Below are 23,260 nucleotides of genomic sequence, written 5' to 3' on the forward strand. Positions count from 1 at the left end.
CGCCGGATCACTTGCCCACCTGATTGCCCCACAAGGAGCTGTCGTCGACGTTCGCCGAGGTCACCAGCGGGGCGGGGAGCTGGTCCTCGAGTCCGTTGGGGAGCTGGATGATGGTGGAGTTGTGGTCGGTCGGGCCGGGGGCGAAGGTTTTGCCCTGGGCGGCGGCTTGGGCGTAGAAGAGGGCGTACTTGGCGTAGAGGTCGGCGGGTTGGGAGACGGTGGCGTCGATCTGGCCGGCCTTGATGGCTTGGAACTCTGCCGGGATGCCGTCGTTGGAGATGATGAAGATGTGCTTGGGGTCGGTCGGGGGGACCAGGAGGTTCTTCTGCTTGAGCAGGGAGAGGGTCGGGGCTAGGAAGACGCCGCCGGCCTGCATGTAGATGCCGTTGACGGTGCCGGCGTTCAGGGCGTCCTGGAGTTTGGCGGCGGCGGTGTCGCCGACCCAGTTGGTCGGTTCGGCCTCCACCTTGATGTTCGGGTAGTTCTGCTTCATGCAGTCGCCGAAGGCCTGGGAGCGGTCGCGGCCGTTGATGGAGGTCAGGTCGCCCTCGAACTCCACGATGGTGCCGGTGCCCTTGAGCTTGTCGCCGAGGAACTGGCAGGCCTTGGTGCCGTAGGCCTTGTTGTCGGCGCGGACGACCATGTAGACCTGCCCCTTGTCGGGGCGGGTGTCCACGCTGACCACCGGGATCTTCTTGCTCGCCAGGCTGTCCAGGGTGCTGGCGATCGCGCCGGTGTCCTGCGGCGCCATCACGATGACCTTGGCGCCCTGGCCCGTCAGCGTCGTGACGTTGGAGACCAGGGTGTCGGTCTTGTTGTTGGAGTTCGTCGGCGGCAGCGCGTTCATGCTGCCGGACTTGACGTCGGCGTTGACGTACTTGGCGTAGCTGTTCCAGAAGTCGGAGTCCGACCTGGGGAAGTCGATGCCTATCTTCTTGCCGCCGGAGTCGGACTTGGAGCCGCCTCGTCCACAGGCGGCGGCGCTCAGTCCGAGCGCCACAACGGCCGTGAGGGCCATTACTGATCTAGAAGTACGGTGCAGCCTCATGTCCGTCCTCGCTGGTGAGGGTGTGCGGGGGAGGGTGTGGTGGATGTCACGTGCGGTTGAGTCATCCGATGTATAGCCGTCGGACGGCGGGCTGTAAAGCCTATGGAACGCAATCGTTACGGGGCTTTCAGAGATCGATTCCGAGAATCGGCAGGCCGACCCCGGTTCGGGAGATGAGAAGGATCTTGGTTCCCTTGACGATAGATCCGATGTTTGCCTAGAGTCCCGGAGCGTGAGACTCCTCCGCTTGGGCGAGCCCGGCCGCGAGCGCCCCGTGCTGCTCGCCGCCGACGGCCGCCACTTCGATCTGACCGGTGTCATCGGCGACCTGGACCGCGCGTTCTGGGTGAATCAGGGTGCCGAGTCCGTCCGCGCCGCGGCCGAGGCCGGCACGCTGCCTGAGATCCCGGCCGAGGACGTCGCGGCCGCGCGCGTCGGCGCCGCGGTCGCCCGGCCCGGCAAGGTGGTGTGCATCGGGCTGAACTACCGGGACCACGCCGAGGAGACCGGCGCCGCGATCCCGCCGCGTCCGGTGGTGTTCATGAAGGACCCTTATACAGTCGTCGGCCCGAACGACGACATCCTCATCCCGCGCGCGTCGGTGAAGACCGACTGGGAGGTGGAGCTGGCCGTCGTCATCGGCGCGCGGGCCCGCTACCTGGAATCGCATGAGGCGGCGCTCGACGTCATCGGCGGCTTCGCGGTCAGCAACGACGTCTCCGAGCGCGAGTTCCAGCTCGAGCGCTCGGGGCAGTGGGACCTCGGCAAGTCCTGCGAGTCGTTCAACCCGCTGGGTCCCTGGCTGGTGACCGCCGACGAGGTCGGCGACTTCCAGAAGCTCGGGCTGCGCCTGGCGGTCAACGGCGAGCAGCGGCAGAACGGCAACACCGAGAACATGATCTTCGGGGTCGCCGAGGTCGTTCACTACCTGTCGCAGCACATGGTGTTGGAGCCGGGAGACGTCATCAACACCGGGACGCCCGCCGGCGTCGCGCTCGGGATGCCCGATCATCCCTACCTGCGCGCCGGCGACGTGGTCGAGCTGGAGATCGACGGGCTGGGCTCGCAGCGCTCGAATCTGGTCCAGGCATGAGCCGGATCGTCGGTTTCGAGACCTTCGACGTCCGGTTCCCGACCTCGCGCGAGCTCGACGGCTCGGACGCGATGAACCCGGATCCCGACTACTCCGCGGCGTACCTGATCCTGCGCACCGACGCCGAGGACGGCTTGAGCGGCCACGGCTTCACCTTCACCATCGGCCGCGGGAACGACGTCCAGGTGGCGGCGATCGAGGCGCTGCGCGAGCACGTCCTCGGCCGGGACGTCGAGGAGGTCTGCGCCGACCCGGGCATCGTCAACAGGGCCCTGATAGGCGACAGCCAACTGCGCTGGCTCGGGCCCGAAAAGGGCGTCATGCACATGGCGATAGGCGCCGTCGTCAACGCGATCTGGGACCTGGCGGCCAAACGCGCCGGGGTCCCGCTGTGGAAACTGCTGGCCGACGCCGATCCGCGCTGGCTGGTCTCGCAGGTCGATTTCCGATACCTCACCGACGCTTTGACCCCCGAGGAAGCGCTGGAGATGCTGCGGCGCGGCAAGGACGGAGCGGCCGCGCGGGAGACCTCGCTGCGTGCCGAGGGGTATCCGGCGTACACGACCTCGCCGGGCTGGCTCGGCTACTCCGACGAGAAGCTGACCCGGCTGGCGCACGAGGCGGTCGCGGCCGGCTTCACCCAGATCAAGCTGAAGGTCGGCGCGGACCTGGCCGACGACGTGCGCCGCTGTCGGGCCGCGCGCGCCGCGGTCGGTCCGGACGTGCGGATGGCGATCGACGCCAACCAGCGCTGGAACGTCGGCGAGGCGATCGAGTGGGTCAAGGCGCTGGCCGAGTTCGACGTGTACTGGATCGAGGAGCCGACCTCGCCGGACGACGTGCTCGGGCACGCCGCGATCCGCGGCGCGGTGGCGCCGGTGAAGGTGGCGACCGGGGAGCACGTGCAGAACCGGATCATCTTCAAGCAGCTGCTGCAGGCCGAGGCGATCGACTTCGTGCAGCTGGACGCCGCGCGGGTCGGCGGGGTGAACGAGAACCTGGCGATCCTGTTGCTGGCGGCCAAGTTCGGCGTCCCGGTGTGTCCGCACGCCGGCGGGGTCGGGCTGTGCGAGCTGGTGCAGCACCTGTCGATGTTCGACTTCGTGGCGCTGTCCGGCTCGCGGACGGACCGGGTCGTGGAGTACGTGGACCACTTGCACGAGCACTTCGTGACGCCGACCGTGGTCACCGGCGGGGCGTATCAGACCCCGACGACGCCGGGCTTCTCCGCGGAGATGTTCCCGGCGACCCTGGAAGCGTATTCGTTCCCTGACGGATCGTTCTGGCGCGCGGACCGAGGAGAGGTGTGAAGTGCAGGACTTGCGGGACTTCGAAGGGCTGAAGGCGGTCGTCACCGGCGGCGGCTCCGGCATCGGCGCGGCGACCGCGCGGCTGCTGGCCAACCGCGGCGCGGCGGTGGCGGTGCTGGACCTGGACCCGGCGGCGGCGGTCTCGGCCGGACTGCACGGCTTCAAGGCGGACGTCTCCGACGACGCCTCGGTGCGTGCGGCGGTCGCCTCGGCGCTGGACGCGCTCGGCGGTCTGGACGTGCTGGTCAACAACGCCGGCATCGGCGCGGCCGGCACGGTCGAGGACAACCCCGACGAGCAGTGGCTGCGGGTCTACGACGTGAACGTCGTCGGCATGGTGCGCGTGACCCGCGCGGCGCTGCCGGCGCTGCGCGCGTCACAGCACGCCGCGATCGTGAACACCTGCTCGATCGCGGCGACCGCCGGGCTGCCGCAGCGCGCGCTCTACTCGGCGACGAAGGGCGCGGTGCTGTCGCTGACCCTGGCGATGGCGGCCGACCACGTGCGCGAGGGCGTCCGGGTGAACTGTGTGAACCCGGGCACCGCCGACACGCCGTGGGTCGGCCGCCTGCTCGACGCCGCCGACGACCCGGCCGCCGAGCGCGCGGCGCTGGAGGCGCGCCAGCCGATGGGCCGCCTGGTGTCCGCGGACGAGGTCGCGGCGGCGATCGCCTACCTGGCCTCGCCGACGGCGGCCTCGGTGACCGGCACGGCACTCGCCGTGGACGGCGGAATGGCCGGGTTGCGGTTGCGCCCCGTGGGACAGTGAGGGCATGCCCAAGAGCGACGAGCGGTGTCGGACCGGGGACGTGAACCCCGACCGGCACCGGGTGGAGTGCACGGTCTCGGCGAGCGGCCTTGGCGGCGGCGGCGATGGCGGCGGCATGCGAGCGCGGCAGGTGCGTGTCGGCGACGGCGGAGCCGGCGGCATGCGAGCGTGGCTGGTGCGTGTCGGTGTTGGCGATGGCGATGGCGTCGGCGTCGGCGTCGGCGTCGGAGTCGGAGTCGGAGCGACTGTGTTCGGCGCCCTTGCCGGCGATGGCATGCGAGGGCGGCTGGTCGGCGATGGCGATGGGGTCGGTGTCGGGGTCGGCGCGACCGTGTTCGGCGCCCTTGCTGGTGATGGCATGCGAGCGCAGCTGGTCTGCGTGGGCGTCGGTGTTGGCGTCGGCGCGAGCGCGTTTGGCGGTGCATCGTGAGCACCGACCGCACCATCGGCCGTGGCGTCGAGCTGACCGAGCTGTCGTATGGCGCGGCGGGTATCGGCAACCTGTTCACTGTGGTCGGCGATGATGAGGCGCGAGCCGCCGTGGATGCCGCGTGGGACGCGGGTATCCGGGCGTTCGATACCGCGCCGCACTATGGGCTCGGGCTGTCGGAGCGGCGCCTTGGGGCGGCGTTGCGGGGGCGGCCGCGTGAGGAGTTCGTCGTGTCGAGCAAGGTCGGGCGGATTCTGGAGCCGGTCGCCGATCCGGTCGGCTTCGATGATCAGGGATTCGCTGTGCCCGCCGCGTTTCGGCGGGTGTGGGACTTCTCCGGAGACGGTGTGCGGCGGTCGATCGAGGCCAGCCTCGAGCGGCTCGGTCTGGACCGCATCGATACCGTGCTGATCCACGATCCGGATCTGCCCAGCCATGCGGAGCAGGCGATAGGCGAGGCGTTCCCCGCCTTGGCGAAGCTTCGCTCCGAAGGGGTGATCGGCGCCATCGGGGTCGGGATGAATCAGACCGCGATTCCTTTGCGTTTCATGCGCGACACGGACATCGACGTCGTGTTGCTCGCCGGCCGCTACACGCTGCTCGACCGGTCCGGCGCGGAGCTGCTGGACGAGGCGGTCGCGCGCGGTGTGAGCGTGGTGGTCGGCGGCGTGTTCAACTCCGGGCTGCTGGTTGATCCGAAGCCCAGCTCGACCTACGACTACGCGGCTGTGCCGCCTGAGATCCTGAACGAGGCGCTGCGTCTCAAGGGGATCTGCGAGCAGCACGGGGTTCCCTTGCGTGCCGCGGCACTCCAGTTCCCGCAACGCCATCCGGCGGTGAAGTCCGTCCTGATCGGTGCGCGCTCGGCGCCGGAGGTACTGGACTGCGTCGAGATGGCGCGGCTGCCGATCCCCGATGCGGTGTGGGCAGAGGTCTGAGATGCGCGTCGCCCTGTTCATCACCTGCTACAACGACGCGCTCTTCCCCGACACCGGCAAGGCGGTCACCGCCGTGCTGGAGCGGCTTGGCCACACGGTCGAGTTCCCGGCGGCGCAGACCTGCTGCGGCCAGATGCATCACAACACCGGCTATCGGCGCGAGGCGGACTCGCTGGTCGGGGCGTTCAACGACGCGTTCCGCGGCTACGACGCCATCGTCACGCCGTCCGGCTCCTGCGGCGGCCACGTCCGGCACCACCACCGGACCGAGACGGCGCCGAACGTCTATGAGTTCTCGGAATTCCTGGTGGACGTCCTGAACGTGACCGACGTCGGCGCCTACTTCCCGCACCGCGTCACCTACCACCCGACGTGCCACAGCCTGCGCATGTTGCGCGTCGGCGACAAACCGTTGCAGTTGCTGCGCGCCGTGGAGGGGATCGACCTGGTGGAGCTGCCGGAGGCGGAGTCGTGCTGCGGGTTCGGCGGGACGTTCGCGATGAAGAACTCTGAGACCTCGGTGGCGATGCTGCAGGACAAGATGGGCAATGTGCGCAAGACCGGCGCGCAGACGCTGTGTGCCTCCGACAACTCCTGCCTGATGCACATCGGCGGCGGACTGAGCCGGGTCAAGTCCGGCGTCAGGACCCTGCATCTCGCTGAGATCTTGGCGGCGACGCGATGAGCGGCGACCAGGTCAACGTCGTCTGGCTGGGCTCGCCGACGTTCCCCCAGGCAGCGCATGACGCCCTGCAAGACACCCAGCTGCGCCGCAACCTGAAGCACGCGACGACCACCATCCGCGACAAGCGGTTGCGGGCTGTCGCAGAGCTCGATGACTGGGAGACGCTGCGCGAAGCCGGCTCCCAGATCAAGGACCGCGTGATGCGGCATCTGGACGAGTACCTGCTTCAGTTGGAGGCTTCGGTCACGGCCGCCGGCGGTGTCGTGCACTGGGCCGAGGACGCACGCGAGGCCAACCGGATCGTCAGCGAACTGGTGCGGGCCAAGGGCGCGACCGAGGTCGTGAAGATCAAGTCCATGGCGACCCAGGAGATCGGGCTCAACGAGGCGCTCGAGGACGACGGGATCGAGGCCACCGAGACCGACCTCGCCGAGCTGATCGTGCAGCTCAACGACGACCGCCCCTCGCACATCCTGGTCCCGGCCATCCACCGCAACCGCTCCGAGATCCGCGACATCTTCCAGCGGGAGATGGGCAAGCACGGCATCGCGGCGCCGGACGATCTCACCGACGAGCCGCGCGTGCTGGCCGAGGCGGCGCGCGTGCACCTGCGGGAGAAGTTCCTTCGGGCGAAGGTGGCGATCTCCGGAGCGAACTTCGCCTGCGCGGACACTGGGACCGTCGGGGTCGTGGAGTCCGAGGGCAACGGCCGGATGTGCCTGACGCTGCCGGAGACGCTGATCACGGTGATGGGCATCGAGAAGGTCCTGCCGTCGTTCAGCGATCTGGAAGTGTTCCTGCAACTGCTGCCGAGGTCGTCGACCGCGGAACGGATGAACCCCTATACGTCGCTGTGGACCGGGGTCACGCCCGGAGACGGACCGCAGGAGTTCCACCTGGTCCTGCTCGACAACGGCCGCACGAAGACCTTGGCCGACACGGCGGGACGGTCGGCGCTGCACTGCATCCGGTGCTCGGCGTGCTTGAACGTGTGCCCGGTCTATGAGCGCACCGGCGGGCGGTCGTACGGATCGGTGTATCCGGGACCGATCGGCGCGGTGCTGACGCCGCAGCTGGTCGGCGTCGGCACGTCTGAGCACGCTGATTCACTCCCGTTCGCCTCGACGCTGTGCGGCGCGTGCTACGACGCCTGTCCGGTGCGGATCGACATCCCGGAGATGCTGGTGCACCTGCGGGCGAAGGTCGTGGACGCGCATCGGGGCGGCGTGCCGAAGCCCGAGGCGCTGGCGATGAAGGGCGCGCGGGTGGTCTTCGGCTCGCCGCGCCGGCTGGCGTGGGCGGAGCGGCTGGGCGCGATCGGCGGCCGGGTCGCCGGCATCGGCGGCGGACGCTGGCTGCCGGGACCGGCGAGGAAGTGGACGGGGGCGCGGGACGTGCCGGTGCCGGCGCGGGAGTCGTTCCGGGCATGGTGGCGGAAGGCGGGACGGCGATGAGCGAGGCGAAGGGCCGGATCCTGGAACGCGTCCGCTCGGGGTTGCGCGACGTGCCCCGCGACGAGCGCGCCGAAGACGTCGAGGTCACCCGCGCCTACGTCGACAGCCACGCGCCCGGCGACCCCGGCGCCGTCGTCGAGCTGTTCGCCGAACGCGTCGCGGACTACCGCGCCACGGTCGTCCGCGTCGCGGAGTCCGGCGCGCCGGAGGAGATCGCCCGGATCCTCACCGAGCACGCCGTCGCGAATCTCGTTGTCCCGCCTGGCTTTCCGGACGCGTTGGTAGCTCGGTACGAAGGTTCGCGCCTGTCCGACGAGCCGCCGCTGACCCCCGCGGAACTCGACGCGTCCGACGGCGTCATCACCCTGGCGGCGCAGGGGATCGCGGTGACCGGGACCATCGTGCTGGACGCCGGGCCCGGGCAGGGGCGGCGCGCGCTCTCGCTCGTTCCCGACCTGCACCTGTGCGTCGTGCGCGCCGCTCAGGTCGCCGCCGACGTGCCGATCGCGATCCGCTCCCTGGTACCGACGCGGCCGACCACCTTCATCTCCGGGCCTTCAGCGACCTCTGACATCGAGCTGGACCGGGTCGAGGGCGTGCACGGGCCGCGGACCCTGGTGGTTGTGTTGATTTCTGAGTGACTCTGTTCAATTCTGGGAATTCGGCTAGGCTGGGGGTCGTCCAACTCGGTCTTAGCGGAGGTCAGAACAAGTATGCGTTTGCTGGTCATTGGGGGCGCCGGATACGTCGGGTCGGTCACCTCCGCGGTGTTGGTCGAGGCCGGGCACGAGGTGACGGTCGTGGACGACCTGTCCACCGGGCACCGGGACGCGGTGCCGGCCGGGGCGGCGTTCCGGCACGCGGACGTGCTGGACCAGCGGCAGCTCGGCGACGTGCTGCGGGAGGTCGCAGCCGGCGGTCCGATCGACGCGATCCTGCACTTCGCGGCGCGCTCGCTGGTCGGGGAGTCGGTCGTCGAGCCGGCCCGGTACTTCCGGCACAACATCACCACCACGGCGAACCTGCTGGAGGCGATGCGCGACCACGGCATCGGCACGATCGTCTTCTCCTCGACCGCCGCCTGCTACGGCGAGCCGGACGCCACGCCGATCACCGAGGACATGCCCACGGTCCCGACGAACCCCTACGGCGCCTCGAAGCTGGCCGCCGACCAGATGCTGACGTTCGCCGCCCCGGCGTACGGCATCGCCGCGGTGTCGCTGCGGTACTTCAACGTCGCCGGCGCCTACGGTCCCCAGGGCGAGCGGCACGAGGTGGAGACCCACCTGATCCCGCGGCTGCTGGACGTCGCCGCCGGGAACGCGCCGGAGGCCTCGGTGTTCGGCACCGACTACCCGACGCCGGACGGGACCGCGATCCGCGACTACATCCACGTGCGGGACCTGGCTGAGGCGCACCTGCTGGCGCTCGGCGCGGCGAAGCAGGGCGAGCACCTGATCTGCAATCTGGGCACCGGGACCGGTTTCTCGGTCTACGAGGTGCTCGAAGCCGTGCGCAAGGCGACCGGCGCGGCGGTACCGGCGGCGGAGAAGCCGCGGCGTGCGGGCGACCCGGCGCGGCTGGTGGCCTCAGCGGAGCGGGCGCGCACCGTGCTGGGCTGGAGCCCGGAGCGGACGGAGCTGTCCGAGACCGTCGCGGACGCCTGGGCCTTCTATCGTCGTTAGTCGCTCATATCGGGCCTTGGGTGATTTCCGAGGCTGATATCCGGCGCAGTTGTTCAGGGGTTGTTCCGGACAGCAGAAAGCCGCATTCGGAAGCTGAGTTCCGAATGCGGCTCGTGTTAATCCGAGAGGGATGCCTCAGACCGGACGGACATTCTCCGCCTGGGCGCCCTTCGGGCCCTGAGTGACCTCGAACTCGACGCGCTGATTCTCCTCCAGCGAGCGGTAGCCGCTCGACTGGATGGCGGAGAAGTGCACGAACACGTCCGGGCCGCCCTCATCTTGCGAGATGAAGCCGTAGCCCTTCTCGCCGTTGAACCACTTGACTGTCCCCTGAGCCATCCTGCTCTCATTTCCTGCTTGAAGAACCATTGTCGGTCTCGGTGTCATCAGACAAGAACGGCCCGGCGGAATTAGTTCCGCTGGGCCTTTAACACCGCGAACTCACGACCTTGGCTGCGAGTGTACGCGATCACTCCGGACTCGGCGAGGGTGTGGATCACGCATCAGATCACGATGCAGCCACGACTCGATCACGCGACGGCGAAAGCTTGATCAAGCGACGGCGATAGGGGAGCGCGGGCTCCGGCGAGTTTTGCGCATATCGCGCAAGCAACCGTGCCTCGGAGGCGGGGTCGTTGCGTCTACGCTTGAGGAGCAAGAAAGCCGGAAGTTCAAAGGAGAACCGCCCGTGTCCGCCTCACCCAGCGTGTCCTATTCGATCACCGTCCGTCTGGAGGCTCCCTCCTACGGCAACGCGGTGAGCGGGATCACCAGGGCGGTGGAGGACGCCGGAGGTGTGGTCACCGGCCTGGACGTCTCGGGCTCGAGCCGGGACCGGCTGCGGGTCGACGTCACCATCGCCGCGAGCAGCGAGGAGCACTCCAAGGCGATCACCGAGGAGCTGTCCAAGATCGAGGGGGTCGAGGTCGGCAAGGTCTCGGACCGGACCTTCCTGATGCACCTCGGCGGCAAGATCGAGATGAGCTCCAAGGTCGCGCTGCGCAACCGCGACGAGCTGTCCATGGCTTACACGCCCGGCGTCGCTCGGGTGTCGCTGGCGCTGGCGGAGAACCCCGAGGACGCCCGGCGCCTGACCATCAAGCGCAACACCGTCGCGGTGGTCACCGACGGCTCGGCGGTGCTGGGACTGGGCAACATCGGGCCGATCGCGGCGCTGCCGGTGATGGAGGGCAAGGCGGCGCTGTTCAAGCAGTTCGCCGGGGTGGACGCGTGGCCGCTGTGCCTGGACACGCAGGACACCGAGGAGATCATCAAGGTGGTCAAGGCGATCGCGCCGGGCTTCGCCGGGATCAACCTGGAGGACATCAGCGCGCCGCGGTGCTTCGAGATCGAGCGCCGGCTGCGCCAGGAGCTGGACATCCCGGTCTTCCACGACGACCAGCACGGCACCGCGATCGTGGTGCTCGCGGCGCTGACCAACGCGCTGAAGGTGGTCGGCAAGAAGCTGGAGGACGTGCGCATCGTCGGCTCCGGCGCGGGGGCGGCCGGCACCGCGATCCTGAAGCTGCTCATCGCCGCCGGCGCCACCGACATCACCGTCGCCGACTACCACGGCGTGGTCCACGTCGGCCGCGCGGACGTCAACGGCGGGGACGGCGACGGCGAACTGCGCTGGGTCGCCGACCACACCAACCCCGGCAACCTCACCGGCACCCTGAGGGAGGCGCTGGCCGGCGCCGACGTCTTCATCGGCGTGTCCGCCCCGCGCATCCTGACCGGCGAGGACATCGCCACCATGGCGCCCGGCGCGATCGTCTTCGCCCTGGCCAACCCCGAGCCCGAGGTCGACCCCGACGACGCCCTGGCGCACGCCGCGGTCGTGGCCACCGGCCGCAGCGACTACCCGAACCAGATCAACAACGTGCTCGCCTTCCCCGGCGTCTTCCGCGGCCTGATCGACGCGCAGTCCAACACCATCACCTCCGAGGTGCTGGTCGCCGCGGCGCGCGCGATCGCCTCGACGGTCGGCGACGGCGACCTGAACCCGAGCTACATCGTGCCCAGCGTGTTCCACAAGGACCTGGCCAAGACGGTGTCCGAGGCGGTCGTCGCGGCGGTGAAGGGCGACCCCGCGGAGTAGGGGAGCCGGCGCGGTCCAGCGGCGGCGGCTCGGCGTCGGTGCGGCGGCGCTTGGGCGTGTCGCCGCCGATTTGTGGTCGCGGTGCGGATGCGGGAGTAGCGTCCGCACCATGGGTACTGAGACGAAGCCCGCCGGACGCCCGGCGGGGCGGGCTCAGAAGCTGCGCGTGCAGGGCCTGGTGAACGCCATCAGTCGCGCGGCGTTGAGTACGCCAGGCGTGGCCAAGGGGATCGGGCAGAACCTGATCCTGCTGTACGTCTACGGCCGCAAGAGCGGTAAGCGCTACGCCATCCCGATCGCCTACATGGCGCACGACGGGAAGATCCTGATCGGCACGCAGTTCGGCTGGAGCCGCAACCTGCGCACCGGCGACCCGATCCAGGTCCGCTACAAGGGAAAGCTCCGCTCGGCCGACGTCGAGGTGGTGACGGACCCCGACCGCGTCGCCGAGCTGTACACGGTGATGTGCCGCAAGAACCACGCTTTCGCGAACTTCCACGCTATCGGCTTCGACTCCTCCGGTGAGCCGGACGCGGACGCGGTGCGGGCGGCTGTGGAGCAGGGCGCGCGGGCGATATTGCTGACGCCTCAGGTGGGGTGAGCAACCTGGCGCTACCAAGTCCCCGAACGTAGAACGACGGCGGCCGCGGATCAGATCCGCGGCCGCCGTGCTGTGCCGTGTGGAGTGCCCCTTGCCCGCCCTCGCCGCCGCGGACCTGCACATGGTGGTGAGGTGTGCCCTGTGCGCCGTTACCTGTGCGCTGTGCTGGGCTCATTTGTGGAGTGGGGAGTCGAACCCCCGCACTGCCCTTCGTGCACCATCGGTGAGCCGAGTTTTCCCCGTCGGCTCGTCGGGGTCGTGCTCGCCTCCGCGGCGGCTACCTGCTCCACACGGCTGACCTCGCCGGTCGCCCGGCGGGTCAGTCCAGAAGATCGACCTCCCAGTTGGCGCGCTGGATGCGGACGTCGATTTCGCGGATCTCGCGGCTCAGGGCGTCGCTCTGCGCGCGCAGGGCGGAGACCCGCAGCGCCGAGAGCATCTTCAGCTCCGAGCGTAGTTGGCGCTGGTAGCCCGTGTTCTTGCCGGCGGCGGCGTCGGCCGCGGCGGTCACGACCGAGTGGCGCAGGCGGAGGGTGTCGCGGCGGGCCAGGGCGTCGCTGAGGGTGCCGTCGGGACCGATCGTGGCCGCGGCGTTGGTGCGGTTGATGCGGCGGATCAGCTCCTCGAGGTGGTCCAGGGTGGTGCCTGCTTCGGCCAGCAGTGTCGCGGCGTTCTCGGAGGGCTCCTCGCCTTCCTGGTAGCGCGCGTTGGCCACGATGCGTGCCTTCAGCTGATCGACGCGGCGTGCCGCGTCGGCGCGCAGGGCCAGTGCTTCAGCCACTTTCATTCCGGTCACCCCCCTTTTCTTCCTGCCGATGTCCATAGTGCCGATACGCATAACCGGGAATCCCGATCAGGCCGGAATCCCCAGCTCCACGTCCGCGCCCAGCGCGGAGAGCTTCGCCTCGAAGTCCTCGTAGCCGCGGTGGATCAGGCTGATGCCGTGCACGGTGGACGTCCCCTGGGCGGCGAGGGCGGCGATCAGGTAGCTGAAGCCGGCGCGCAGGTCGGGGATGGTCAGTTCGGCGCCGTGCAGCTTGGTCGGGCCGGAGATGACCGCCGAGTGCATGAAGTTGCGCTGGCCGAAGCGGCAGGCGCTGCCGCCGAGGCACTCGCGGTAGAGCTGGATCTGGGCGCCCATGCGGTTCAGCGCCTCGGTGAAGCCCAGGCGCTGCTCGTAGACCGTCTCGTGGATGATCGACAGGCCGTGCGCCTGCGTCAGCGCGACGACCAGCGGCTGCTGCCAGTCCGTGGACAGGCCCGGGTGGACGTCGGTCTCCAGCGCCAGGGCGCGCATCTGGCCGCCGGAGTGCCAGAAGCGGATCGACGGGTTGCCGGGGGCGTCGTCGACCTCGAAGTCTCCCCCTATGCGGCGGAAGACGTTCAGGAACGTCATCATCTCGCCCTGCGAGGCGCCGATGACGCGGATGTCGCCGCCGGTGGCCAGGGCCGCGCAGGCCCAGGACGCGGTCTCCAGGCGGTCCGGGACGGCGCGGTGGGTGAAGCCGTCCAGGCGGTCGACGCCGATGATGCGGACCACGCGGTCGTTGTGGACGGAGATTATGGCGCCCATCTTCTGCAGCACCGCGATCAGGTCCACGATCTCCGGCTCGGTCGCGGCGTTGGAGAGCTCTGTCACACCCTCGGCCAGCACCGCGGTCAGCAGCACCTGCTCGGTCGCCCCGACGCTGGGGTACGGCAGCCGGATGTGCGTGCCGCGCAGCCGCTCGGGCGCCGAGATCAGCAGGCCCTCGGGGCGCTTCTCGACCACCGCGCCGAAGGCGCGCAGGGCGTCCAGGTGGAAGTCGATCGGACGGTCGCCGATCTTGCAGCCGCCCAGGTCCGGGATGAAGGCGCGGCCCAGCCGGTGCAGCAGCGGACCGCAGAACAGCACCGGGATGCGGCTGGTCCCGGCGTGCGCCTCGACCGCCGCGTCGCTCGCCGCCTCGACCGAAGCCGGGTCCAGGATCAGCGTGTCGGGGCTCTCGCCCCGGGTCACCGAGACGCCGTGCGCCTCCAGCAGACCGGTGACGATCCGCACGTCCGAGATCTGGGGCACGTTGTGCAGGACCGAGGTCCCGTGTCCCAGCAGCGCGGCGACCATCGCTTTGGGCACCAGGTTTTTGGCGCCCCGGACCCGGACCTCACCGGACAGGGCGGCTCCGCCGTGCACTGTCAGGACGTCGGAGGAGGTGCTCAGAGCCATGGTTCTCCACTGGGTGTGTGCTTGCGGACCGCTACAGGGGGACGGGTCGGCGGCCGATCCAGGGTACTCGAACACCGGGCGCATGCGGTCGAAGCTGACGAAGATCGCAGTTCGCTCGGGCGCCGTCCCCGCCGGCGACAACAGGAAGTGCCGATTCGAACGCTGAGGGTCGCTGACTTGCGCCGGGCGGCGCACAGATAGTCAACGGAGCGTCAAGAGCGCGTCGCGGACGCGCGGGCCTTGGGGCAAAAGGCGCCAGCGGGGGTCCGGGTGCGGGATCATGTGTGCCATGACGGACGCAGGGCGCGACGCGGGGGAGCAGGACAGCGGCAGAGTGCCGCTGGAACGGCTGACCGGCAAACTGCTGGTCGCCACCACGGTCCTGGTCGACCCCAACTTCGACCGCACGGTGGTGCTGGTCGTCGACCACGACGACGACGGCACGCTCGGCGTCGTCCTCAACCGGCCCGGGAGCCTGGACGTCGAGGACGTGCTGGAGACCTGGGCGCCGCTGGCGGCCGAGCCGCCGACGGTGTTCCTGGGCGGCCCGGTCGCGCTGGACTCCGCGCTGGGCATCGCCTGTGTGCGTCCGGAGGCGGCGGTGCCGGGCGAGGAGCCGCTGGGCTGGCGCCAGTTCTCCGGACGCCTGGGCCTGGTGGACCTGGACGCGCCGCCGGAAGTGCTGGCGCCGGACCTGACGGCGTTGCGGATCTTCGCCGGGTACGCCGGCTGGGGACCGGGGCAGCTGGCCGGCGAGCTGGCGCAGCGGGCGTGGTACGTGGTCGAGCCGGAGCTGGCCGACGTGTTCACCACCGAGCCGGAGGAGCTGTGGCGCCGGGTGCTGCGCCGCCAGGGCGGGACCATCGCGATGGTCGCGAACTGGACCGAGGACCCTGATCTCAATTAACTGATGAAGAACGCTCGATATCGCCTGATGCTGCCCGATACCACCTGATACCGAGGCGGAAATCACTCGGCGCCGCGGCCGCACCACGGCGCCGAGCTGTTTTCGGGCGCGCCGGGCGGCGCTACTGCGTGGAGCTCAGTCCTGTGGAGATGTCCTTCATGCTCGGGATCTCCGACCCGACCGCGCCGGTCTTGAGCAGGATGCCGTAGAGCACCACCGCCAGACCCAGCACCAGCGCCGCCTGCGCGATCGCCCGCGAGCGCAGCTTGTTCTTGCGCGCCGTCCACAAAGCCAGGACCACCAGCGCCAGCAGCACCGCGACCAGGCCGAGGATGATCTGCGCCCAGGACTGGTAGGAGACCCAGTCGCGCTGCACGCCGAACGGGTCCTGCTTGGTGCGCGGGACGTTGTTCTTGAAGTCCGACCAGGTGCGGGCCGCGTCGTGCGCCTGGACCAGCGGGTTCACCAGCAGGTAGGCGCCGGCGGCCAGGGCGGCCAGGACCAGCGCCAGGATCGAGGCGGCGTCGATGCCGGGCAGGAAAGTCGCCGCGACGCCGGTGTTCGGGGCGTTCGGGTCGGCCGGTCCGCCGAGCTCGGAGCCCTCTTCGGGGGCGGTGCCCCAGGGGTTCTCGGTGTAGGCGCCGGTCGCCGGGTCCTGCGTCATCGAGGACTCGGAGCCGGGCTCGGCGACGGATGCGCCGGCCGGAGCCGCGGCGGCCGCTGCGGACCCGGTCGATGCGCCCGACGCGGTCTCGGCGCCGGTCTTCGGGGCGTCGCCGAGAGGCTGAGCGCCCTCGGCGGTCGGCTGGGTACTCCCGGACGGCTGCGCCGGAGCCGGAGTCGGAGCCGGAGTCGGCTGCGCCGGCGTCGTGGGCCGGTCGACCGGACCGCCCGGCGGCGGGCCGGCGTTCGGGTCCGGCGGAGTATTCGGGTTCTCGGTCACGGCATCAGTCCATTCATAACGGTTCGCACCATTGTGACCGGTTGGTAGCCCGCAACCCGGGGCGGCGCGCGGCGCCCGAAGATGCCCTTTGCCGGTTACCCGCCGGTAAGTCATATTTGCGGAACCCTCACGCCGGTGCGGCGTCATTGCGCTCCGCACGCTCGCGAGCGTGCGGAGCGGCATAGACTCGACAGCATGAGCACGCCGACTTTCGAACCCGACACGGACACCGGCGGCTCGACGATCGTCGAGGAACGCGTCGAGTCCGACTATCGCTACGAGCCCGGTGACGAGGAGCGCTTCGCCCACTACGCCGAGCGCGACAAGATCATGGAGGCGTCCGTCTTCGGGACGCCGCTGACCGCTCTGTGCGGCAAGGTGTGGGTACCCTCGCGGGACCCGAGCCGGTTCCCCGTGTGCCCGGAGTGCAAGGAGATCTTCGAGGGCCTGGAGTCCGGCGGCGGCGACGACGGGGACGGCGGGACGAGCTGACCGGGATCATGGGTTCGGACGGTTTCGGGCCGTCCGGCGACGGGGGATTCGGGGGCGGCGCGGTACCGGCGGGCGGTCACGCGCTGCCGACCCGCTCCGCCGGCAGCCCGGAAAGCGCGCTGGTCTTCGGCGGCGACGCCGAGCGCCCCGGCTTCGAGCTGGGCACTTTCGAGACGGATGACGACGACGGCGAGGGCGCCGACGGCCCTGATGGCGCTGATGGGGCTGACGGCGCTGGCGGCGGCGAGATAACCGGGCCGCGGCTGCGGGAGTACGGCGGTCCGGCGAGGTCCGGCGCGGCTGGTCCGGCGGGTGCGGCTGGGCAGATCGGTCCGGGCGCGGTCGGCGGCGAATGGCTCGCTGGCGCGGGCTTCCTGGGCGGCGAGCGGTCGGCAGGTGCGGGTCCGGTCGGCAGTGAGTGGCGACCTGGTGCAGGTTCGGCGAGTGGCGAGTCGCAGGCTGGCGCGGGCTTGCTCGGCGGCGAGCGGTCGCCAGCTGCGGCTCCGGTCGGCAGTGAGTGGCGCCCCGGTGCAGGTTCGGCGAGTGGCGAGTTGTCGGCTGCTGCGAGCGGATCCGGCGGCGCGATATCGGGTGCTGCCGGTGCTGCTGGTCAGGCTCCGCGTGGTGCGTTCGATCGAGCCGATGCCGTCGCCGCAGGACCCGACCAACCGCCTCCCCCCACCGTCGGCTCCGGTCTGGCGGGCTCCCACGTCGCCGCCGCCCGCGCGCTGTTCGGTCCGCAGACCGTGGTCGAAGCGGTCCAGGTCCTGGCTGAGCATCCCGATGCCGTGATCATCGCCGGCGGAACGGTTGCCATGCCTGAGATCACCGCGGGCCGCCGTCACCCCGGCACTGTCCTCACCCTGCATCGCTGCGCCGAGCTGCGCGGCTGGTCCACCGGTAGTGGCGAGGTGTTGCTGCACGCCGGCCTCACTCTCGCCGAGATGCAGCAGCGTGATCTGCGGCAGCAGGTTCCGGCGTTGAACCAGGCCGCGCGGACCATGGGCGCGCCGCACATCCGTGCCGTCGCCACTCTCGGTGGGAACCTGGTGGTCGGGCCGTCCTCCGCCGATCTGCCGGTGGTGCTCGCCGCGCTCGGGGCGTCGGTGCTGGTGGCGTCCGCCGACGGTGTGCGGACCGTGAGCATCTCCGACTTCTACGATCGCGACGGCGTTCCGCAGCTCTCGTCCGGCGAGCTGGTTGTGGGCGCGCGGGTCCCGGTTGTGGATGGCATGCAGGGCTTCATGAAGATCGGGGTTCGCGGCGGGATTTCGCGCGCGATCCTGTCGATCATGCTGGCCGTGGATCCGGCGCGGCGGAGTGCGACGTGTGTCGTCGGTGCGATGGCGCTGGCCGCGCTGCCGTCGGGGACCGGGCGCGGCGGGCTGCCGACGCTGCTGCGCGCGGACCACGCCGACCGCTGGCTGGCCGAGCAGGTGGACTGGGAGGCCGGCGCGATCGCCGACCCGAGCGTCTATGAGACCTTCGGGCGCCTGGTCGCCGACTCGCTCGTCTACGGCGACGGGGGCGGCACGATCGGCGGGGGAGGCGACCCGTATCGTCGCAAGGCCGTGGAGATCTGCGCCCGCCGCGCCCTGCTGCGCGCCCTGCCGCCGCTGGGCTGGCTGGACCAGGTCCGCGAACTGCAGAAACGAGCGGACTTCCAGCGGGCCAAGCAGCGTGTCGAGCGCGCCGAGCAGGCACGGAACCAGGACCGGTAGCCATCGGTTAAGAGCCACATCAGTAAGAGCCACATCAGATAAGAGCCACATCAGTAAGAGCCACATCAGCAAGAGTCAGTAGGGGGACGGACCAGTGAGCCACAGGTGAGCGAGTCGGCGGTCGAATGGCCGGCCGTGGGCCTGACGCTGCGCGTCGACGGGCACGAATACCCCGTGCCGCAGGTGTGGATCGGCGACTCGCTGCTGGCGGTGTTGCGCGAGCGCCTGGACCTCGACGAGCCGCGCGACGGCTGCTCGGTCGGGGAATGCGGGTCCTGTCTGGTGCTGCTCGACGGCCGTCCCGCGGCGGCCTGCCTGGTCCCCGCGGTCGCGGCGGCCGACCGGGACGTCCGCACCCCGCAGGACGCCGCCTTCGAGATCGCCCGCGATGCGGTCGCGGCGTCCGGCGCGAGCCCGTGCGGGTTCTGCGCGCCCGCGCTCACCGTCGCCATCACCGATCTGTTGCGCCGCAACGCCGATCCGGGTCCCGCGGCGATCCGCGAGGCGCTGGCCGGGCTGGTCTGCCGGTGCGCCGAGTCCGGACGCTGGATCGAGGCGGTCGCCCGGGCCAAGGAGTTCGGCTTCGAGAGCGACGCCGACGCCGGCGCCGGGATCGGCGACTCGGGCGAGATTCCCATGCTGGTGATCGATGCGGGGGACCTCGCGTGACCGAGCCGAAGTTCCCGGCCGACCTGCGCGCCGAGGGCATGCTCTGGATGGGCGTCACCCGCTCCCCGCACGCCAGCGCGGCGATCCGCGGCCTGGACATGCGGGCCGCGCGCGCCATCCCCGGCGTGCACGCCGTCCTGTCCGCCGCCGACCTGCCCGGCTACAACTTCCACGGTCCGCGCTCCATCGACCAGCCGGTGCTGGCCGCCGACGTGGCGCGCTACATCGGCGAGCCGGTCGTCGTCGTGGCCGCCGAGCACCCGGCGCTGGCGCGCGCCGCCGCCGAGCGCGTCCGCGTGGTCTGGGACCCGCTGCGTCCGCTGCACGACCCGGACCAGTCCGCGACCGCGCCGCCGATCCACCCGGACGGCAACGTCCTGCACACCACCACCCTGGCCTTCGGCACCGAGCCGGCGACCCTGGCCGATCCGGCGAGCGCCGAGTCCGCCGGGCGCAAGGTGATCTCCGGCGAGTACGTCTTCGACGGCGTCGCCGCGCGCCCCGCCGCCCCGGCCGTCGTGATCGCGGTCCCCAACGGCGAGCGCGGGATCGAGATCTACGTCGCGACCGTCTCCCCGCGCGGCGACCGCGAAGTGGTCGCGCAGTGTCTTGGCTTGCCAGTGGAGAAGGTGCATGTCATCCCGACCCGCGTCGGCGGCGCGGACACCCACCGCGAGGACGTCGGGCTCCAGGTCCAGGCGGCGCTGCTGGCGATGGCGACCAACCGCCCGGTCAAGGCCGTCGTGCCGCGCGACGCCCCGGCGCATCCGGGACGCCCGGCGGCGCAGCTGCGCTACCGGCACGTGGTCGCCGACGACGGCAGCCTGGTCGCGGTCGAGGCCGACATCCTGCTCGACGGCGGCGCCTACGCCTCCACCACGATCGACATCCTCGACGAGGCCTGCCGCCTGGCGGTCGGGCCGTACCGGGTCCCGAACGTGCGGATCTCCGGCCGCGTGGTGCGCACCAACAACCCGCCCGCGGGCCGGGTGCGCGGCGGCGGCGGAGCGCTGACGTGTGCGGCGTACGAGGCGCAGATGGACGCCGCGGGCACGGCGGTGGGCCTCGGCGGTCTGGAGGTCCGGCTTCGCAACCTGCTGCGACCCGGCGATCTCGTTCCGGACGCGGGCGATCCGCTCGGCAAGCCGGCCGCGGCGCCGGTCCCGATCCCGGACTGTCTGCACGAGGTCCTGGACACCCCGATGCCGAACTTCCCGCCGGGACCGGACATCCGCGAATACCCGGGAACCGTCGGCCGGACCGGCGAGCTGACCCGGATCCGGCGCGGAGTCGGCGTGGCGCTCGGCATGGCCGATCTGTCGAACCCGACGCAGCTGGGGGAGTACGCGACAGCTGTCGTGCTGGTCTCGATGACCCCGGACGGCGCGGCCGCGACCGTCGCCTGCTCGGCGGTGGAGACCGGCTCGGGTCTGCACGACCTGATCCGGGTCACGGTCGAGCGCACTCTGGGCATCGCGCCGGAGATGGTCGCCATTCGGGCGCCCGAGGACCCGGGTTCGCTGCCGTCGTCCTCGGCGGTCACCCACCCGGCGTGGGTGCACGGCAGCGCGGTCGAGACCGCGGCGAAGCAGGTCCGTTCGCGGCTTTTCCAATCGCTGGCCGAGCAGATAGGGATCGACGGCGGCCTGCTGAAGGTCGTCGACGGCTACCTGGTGTCGCACGACGATGTCTTCCACCTTCCGCTGGAGGACGCCTATCGGCAGTGCCTGCCGGCCAGCCGCGTGGTGCGGGGCGACGGCGAGTTCCGGATGCTGGCGATGCCCGCGCTCACCGGTACCTCGGACGCCGCCAGCGTCGCGGTCGGCGCCGTGCGCGCGGTGGTGGACGTGGACACCGAACTCGGTCTGGTGAACGTGATCCAGGTCGCCATCGCTCAGGACGCGGGCCGGGTCGCGCTGCAGGACCGGGCCGAACACCGGGTCGCCTCCGGAGCCGTGGCCGGCGCCGGCTTCGTCCTGTCCGAGGGCTCGGACCTGCCTTTCGGCTGGGGTGAGCCCTCGACGATGGACGCGCCGGAGGTCGTGGTCGCCGCGTTGCTGGAGACCGCCGAGGAGGCCAAGGAAGAGATCGGCCCGGACGGGCTTCCGCAGGCGGCGCCGCCGCTGGGGGGCATGAAACCGGTCGGCGACCTGTCGGTGATGGCCACGCCCGCCGCGGTGCTGGCCGCGATCCGGGACGCCGTCGGCGATCCGCCGGGCGGTTCACCGCTTCGACTGCCGTTGAGACCCGATCGCGCGTGGTGGGTTCTCAGTTGAGGTAATCTCGGGGGTCGGTCCTTACGGATCAGACGTGAGACAGCACAACAAGCGGGTGGAACAAGAGCGGAAAAGGGAGACACCGTGAGCATCTCTGCGGCCTCCCATCTATCCCCGTCCTACCCGGACCGCGCCGCGCGCGGCACCGCCAACCGGCTCCGCGCCTGGCAGCAAGCAGCGCTGGACGAATACATGGGCCGCGAGCCCCGGGACTTCCTCGCGGTCGCCACCCCCGGCGCCGGCAAGACCACGTTCGCGCTCCGCATCGCCACCGAGCTGCTGGACCGCCACGTCGTGAACACCATCACGATCGTCGCGCCGACCGAGCACCTCAAGACGCAGTGGGCTGAGGCGGCGCACCGCGTCGGGATAAGGATCGACCCGAACTACAGCGGCGCGGCGGGCGGCACGTCGCGCGACTACCAGGGCATCGCCGTGACGTACGCCGGCGTCGCCGCGCACCCGATGCTGCACCGGCGCCGCGTCGAGGGTCGCAGGACCCTGGTGATCCTCGACGAGATCCACCACGCCGGCGACTCCAAGTCCTGGGGCGAGGCCGCCTACGAGGCGTTCGAGCCGGCGGCCCGCCGCCTGGCGCTGACCGGTACGCCGTTCCGCTCGGACACGAACCCGATCCCGTTCGTCACCTACGCGCCGGACAACGAGGGCATCCGCCGCAGCATCGCGGACTACTCCTACGGCTACGGCTCGGCGCTCTCCGACGGCGTGGTGCGGCCGGTGGTGTTCATGTCCTACGCCGGCCGCATGCGCTGGCGCACCAAGGCCGGCGACGAGATCGCCATGCAGCTCAACGAGCCGATGACGAACGACGCGGTGAAGCAGGCCTGGCGCACCGCCCTGGACCCGGCCGGCGACTGGATGCCGCAGGTCCTGCGCGCCGCCGACCGCCGCCTGCGCGAGGTGCGCCGCGGCATCCCCGACGCCGGCGGCCTGGTCATCGCCACCGACCAGGGCGCGGCGCGCGCCTACGCGGACATGCTCAAGGACATCACCGGCAAGCGCCCGATGGTCGTCGTCTCGGACGACCCCTCCGCCTCAGCGAACATCTCCGAGTTCACAGAGAACGACGACCGCTGGATGGTCGCGGTCCGCATGGTGTCCGAGGGCGTCGACGTTCCGCGCCTGGCCGTCGGCGTATACGCCACCGCCATCTCCACACCGCTGTTCTTCGCCCAGGCGGTCGGCCGCTTCGTGCGCGCACGCCGCCACGGCGAGACCGCGTCGGTCTTCGTCCCTTCCATCCCCATGCTCCTCGAGTTCGCGAGCGAGATGGAGAAGCAGCGCGACCACGCCCTCGACAAGCCGACCCAGGCCACCACGACCGAGGACGTCTGGGGCGAGGAAGAGGCCCTGCTCGCCGAGGCGAACCGCACCGAGAAGGAGCAGGGCTACGAAGAGGAACTCTTCACCTTCCAAGCCCTGAACTCCGAAGCCGAATTCGACCGGGTCCTTTACGACGGCGCAGAATTCGGCCTCCCCGCCGACCCCGGCTCCCGCGAGGAAGCGGAGTACCTGGGCCTGCCCGGCCTCCTGGAACCAGAGCACATCAAGGTCCTGCTAGCCAAACGCCAGCAGATGCACCTCACCAGCGCCCGCAAAAAAGCGCTCCTCCGCTCCCAAGCCGAGGCCATCGTGGGCGCCGAAGAACGCCCGGTGATGACCCGCAAACAACTCCTGGAACTCCGCAAGGAGCTCCAAGGACTCGTCGGCGCCTGGCACCACAAAACCGGCAAGCCGCACGGCACCATCCATGGCGAACTACGCCGCACCTGCGGCGGACCCGCCGTGGCACAAGCGACGGCGACGCAGCTGCAGAAGCGGATCGACATGGTGCGCCGGTGGGCTGCTGAGGGCGGGCACTAGGCGCTGCCGGACTCCGCGCAGGTGGGCTTTGACTTTCGGTGCCAGCGC

22 protein-coding genes are annotated in these 23,260 nt (G+C 70.6%); 17 read left to right on the plus strand and 5 right to left on the minus strand.

The genetic code is table 11. The features are described 5' to 3' along the window. Window positions 1-7: 7 nt before the first annotated feature. Window positions 8-1,048: a sugar ABC transporter substrate-binding protein gene (locus CACI_RS07250; RefSeq protein WP_012785673.1), complete on the minus strand. Its 1,041-nt coding sequence runs from the start codon at window positions 1,046-1,048 to the stop codon at window positions 8-10. 232 nt (window positions 1,049-1,280) lie between these two features. Here CACI_RS07250 and CACI_RS07255 point away from each other — a divergent pair, with 232 nt between their 5' ends. From CACI_RS07255 to galE, 9 genes are all read left to right on the plus strand, one after another. Continuing rightward, window positions 1,281-2,141 (plus strand): fumarylacetoacetate hydrolase family protein, encoded by an 861-nt coding sequence (locus CACI_RS07255; protein WP_012785674.1) that lies wholly within the window; start codon window positions 1,281-1,283, stop codon window positions 2,139-2,141. Next, a complete protein-coding gene (locus CACI_RS07260; protein WP_012785675.1) occupies window positions 2,138-3,451 on the plus strand; it encodes an L-fuconate dehydratase in 1,314 nt (437 codons plus the stop codon). Before CACI_RS07255 ends, CACI_RS07260 begins: the two co-directional genes overlap by 4 nt. A 10-nt stretch (window positions 3,452-3,461) precedes the next feature. Beyond that, window positions 3,462-4,220 carry an SDR family NAD(P)-dependent oxidoreductase gene (locus CACI_RS07265; protein WP_041541290.1) on the plus strand — a complete coding sequence of 253 codons (759 nt, stop codon included), beginning with the start codon at window positions 3,462-3,464 and terminating at the stop codon, window positions 4,218-4,220. A 4-nt stretch (window positions 4,221-4,224) separates the two neighbouring features. Then, entirely contained in the window at window positions 4,225-4,650 is a 426-nt protein-coding gene (locus CACI_RS49640) for a hypothetical protein (protein ID WP_012785677.1), read from the plus strand. After that, entirely contained in the window at window positions 4,647-5,588 is a 942-nt protein-coding gene (locus CACI_RS07275) for an aldo/keto reductase (protein WP_012785678.1), read from the plus strand. The genes CACI_RS49640 and CACI_RS07275 overlap by 4 nt, the downstream gene beginning before the upstream one ends. A gap of 1 nt (window position 5,589) precedes the next feature. After that, the gene (locus CACI_RS07280) at window positions 5,590-6,273 is read left to right on the plus strand and encodes a (Fe-S)-binding protein (RefSeq protein ID WP_012785679.1); all 684 of its coding nucleotides are present in this window, start codon (window positions 5,590-5,592) and stop codon (window positions 6,271-6,273) included. After that, window positions 6,270-7,727 (plus strand): LutB/LldF family L-lactate oxidation iron-sulfur protein, encoded by a 1,458-nt coding sequence (locus CACI_RS07285; RefSeq protein WP_012785680.1) that lies wholly within the window; start codon window positions 6,270-6,272, stop codon window positions 7,725-7,727. Before CACI_RS07280 ends, CACI_RS07285 begins: the two co-directional genes overlap by 4 nt. Next, the gene (locus CACI_RS07290) at window positions 7,724-8,368 is read left to right on the plus strand and encodes a LutC/YkgG family protein (protein ID WP_012785681.1); all 645 of its coding nucleotides are present in this window, start codon (window positions 7,724-7,726) and stop codon (window positions 8,366-8,368) included. Before CACI_RS07285 ends, CACI_RS07290 begins: the two co-directional genes overlap by 4 nt. A gap of 72 nt (window positions 8,369-8,440) precedes the next feature. Continuing rightward, a complete protein-coding gene (galE, locus tag CACI_RS07295) occupies window positions 8,441-9,412 on the plus strand; it encodes a UDP-glucose 4-epimerase GalE (protein ID WP_012785682.1) in 972 nt (323 codons plus the stop codon). Window positions 9,413-9,547: 135 nt separating this feature from the next. Here galE and CACI_RS07300 read toward each other — a convergent pair whose 3' ends face one another. Further along, complete coding sequence (locus CACI_RS07300; RefSeq protein ID WP_012785683.1) at window positions 9,548-9,751, minus strand: cold-shock protein; 204 nt, start codon at window positions 9,749-9,751, stop codon at window positions 9,548-9,550. Between the two features lie 349 nt (window positions 9,752-10,100). Here CACI_RS07300 and CACI_RS07305 point away from each other — a divergent pair, with 349 nt between their 5' ends. Both CACI_RS07305 and CACI_RS07310 read left to right on the plus strand, forming a co-directional pair. Beyond that, window positions 10,101-11,513: an NAD-dependent malic enzyme gene (locus tag CACI_RS07305; RefSeq protein WP_012785684.1), complete on the plus strand. Its 1,413-nt coding sequence runs from the start codon at window positions 10,101-10,103 to the stop codon at window positions 11,511-11,513. Window positions 11,514-11,622: 109 nt separating this feature from the next. Then, window positions 11,623-12,114 (plus strand): nitroreductase/quinone reductase family protein, encoded by a 492-nt coding sequence (locus CACI_RS07310; protein WP_012785685.1) that lies wholly within the window; start codon window positions 11,623-11,625, stop codon window positions 12,112-12,114. A 319-nt stretch (window positions 12,115-12,433) separates the two neighbouring features. Here CACI_RS07310 and CACI_RS07315 read toward each other — a convergent pair whose 3' ends face one another. Both CACI_RS07315 and murA read right to left on the minus strand, forming a co-directional pair. Further along, the gene (locus tag CACI_RS07315; RefSeq protein WP_041540103.1) at window positions 12,434-12,901 is read right to left on the minus strand and encodes a DIP1984 family protein; all 468 of its coding nucleotides are present in this window, start codon (window positions 12,899-12,901) and stop codon (window positions 12,434-12,436) included. Between the two features lie 66 nt (window positions 12,902-12,967). Next, window positions 12,968-14,320, minus strand: coding sequence for a UDP-N-acetylglucosamine 1-carboxyvinyltransferase (murA, locus tag CACI_RS07320; RefSeq protein WP_012785687.1), 1,353 nt, complete (start codon window positions 14,318-14,320; stop codon window positions 12,968-12,970). A gap of 289 nt (window positions 14,321-14,609) precedes the next feature. Here murA and CACI_RS07325 point away from each other — a divergent pair, with 289 nt between their 5' ends. Further along, window positions 14,610-15,227, plus strand: a complete 618-nt coding sequence (locus tag CACI_RS07325; protein WP_012785688.1) for a YqgE/AlgH family protein — start codon at window positions 14,610-14,612, stop codon at window positions 15,225-15,227. A gap of 121 nt (window positions 15,228-15,348) precedes the next feature. Here CACI_RS07325 and CACI_RS07330 read toward each other — a convergent pair whose 3' ends face one another. Beyond that, window positions 15,349-16,170, minus strand: coding sequence for a hypothetical protein (locus CACI_RS07330; RefSeq protein WP_012785689.1), 822 nt, complete (start codon window positions 16,168-16,170; stop codon window positions 15,349-15,351). A gap of 195 nt (window positions 16,171-16,365) precedes the next feature. On the opposite strand from CACI_RS07330, the gene CACI_RS07335 reads away from it, so the two are divergent. The 5 genes from CACI_RS07335 to CACI_RS07355 all read left to right on the plus strand — a co-directional run bounded on the left by CACI_RS07335 (window position 16,366) and on the right by CACI_RS07355 (window position 23,212). Beyond that, window positions 16,366-16,662: a DUF3039 domain-containing protein gene (locus CACI_RS07335; RefSeq protein ID WP_012785690.1), complete on the plus strand. Its 297-nt coding sequence runs from the start codon at window positions 16,366-16,368 to the stop codon at window positions 16,660-16,662. 8 nt (window positions 16,663-16,670) lie between these two features. Next, a complete protein-coding gene (locus tag CACI_RS45220; protein ID WP_012785691.1) occupies window positions 16,671-18,383 on the plus strand; it encodes an FAD binding domain-containing protein in 1,713 nt (570 codons plus the stop codon). A gap of 105 nt (window positions 18,384-18,488) precedes the next feature. Continuing rightward, complete coding sequence (locus CACI_RS07345) at window positions 18,489-19,052, plus strand: (2Fe-2S)-binding protein (RefSeq protein WP_012785692.1); 564 nt, start codon at window positions 18,489-18,491, stop codon at window positions 19,050-19,052. Then, window positions 19,049-21,328, plus strand: a complete 2,280-nt coding sequence (locus CACI_RS07350) for a xanthine dehydrogenase family protein molybdopterin-binding subunit (protein WP_012785693.1) — start codon at window positions 19,049-19,051, stop codon at window positions 21,326-21,328. The genes CACI_RS07345 and CACI_RS07350 overlap by 4 nt, the downstream gene beginning before the upstream one ends. An 84-nt stretch (window positions 21,329-21,412) precedes the next feature. Then, the gene (locus tag CACI_RS07355) at window positions 21,413-23,212 is read left to right on the plus strand and encodes a DEAD/DEAH box helicase (RefSeq protein WP_012785694.1); all 1,800 of its coding nucleotides are present in this window, start codon (window positions 21,413-21,415) and stop codon (window positions 23,210-23,212) included. Window positions 23,213-23,260 lie beyond the last annotated feature (48 nt).

The sequence above is a fragment of the Catenulispora acidiphila DSM 44928 genome, assembly GCF_000024025.1.
In the GTDB taxonomy this organism is placed as follows: Bacteria; Actinomycetota; Actinomycetes; order Streptomycetales; family Catenulisporaceae; genus Catenulispora; species Catenulispora acidiphila.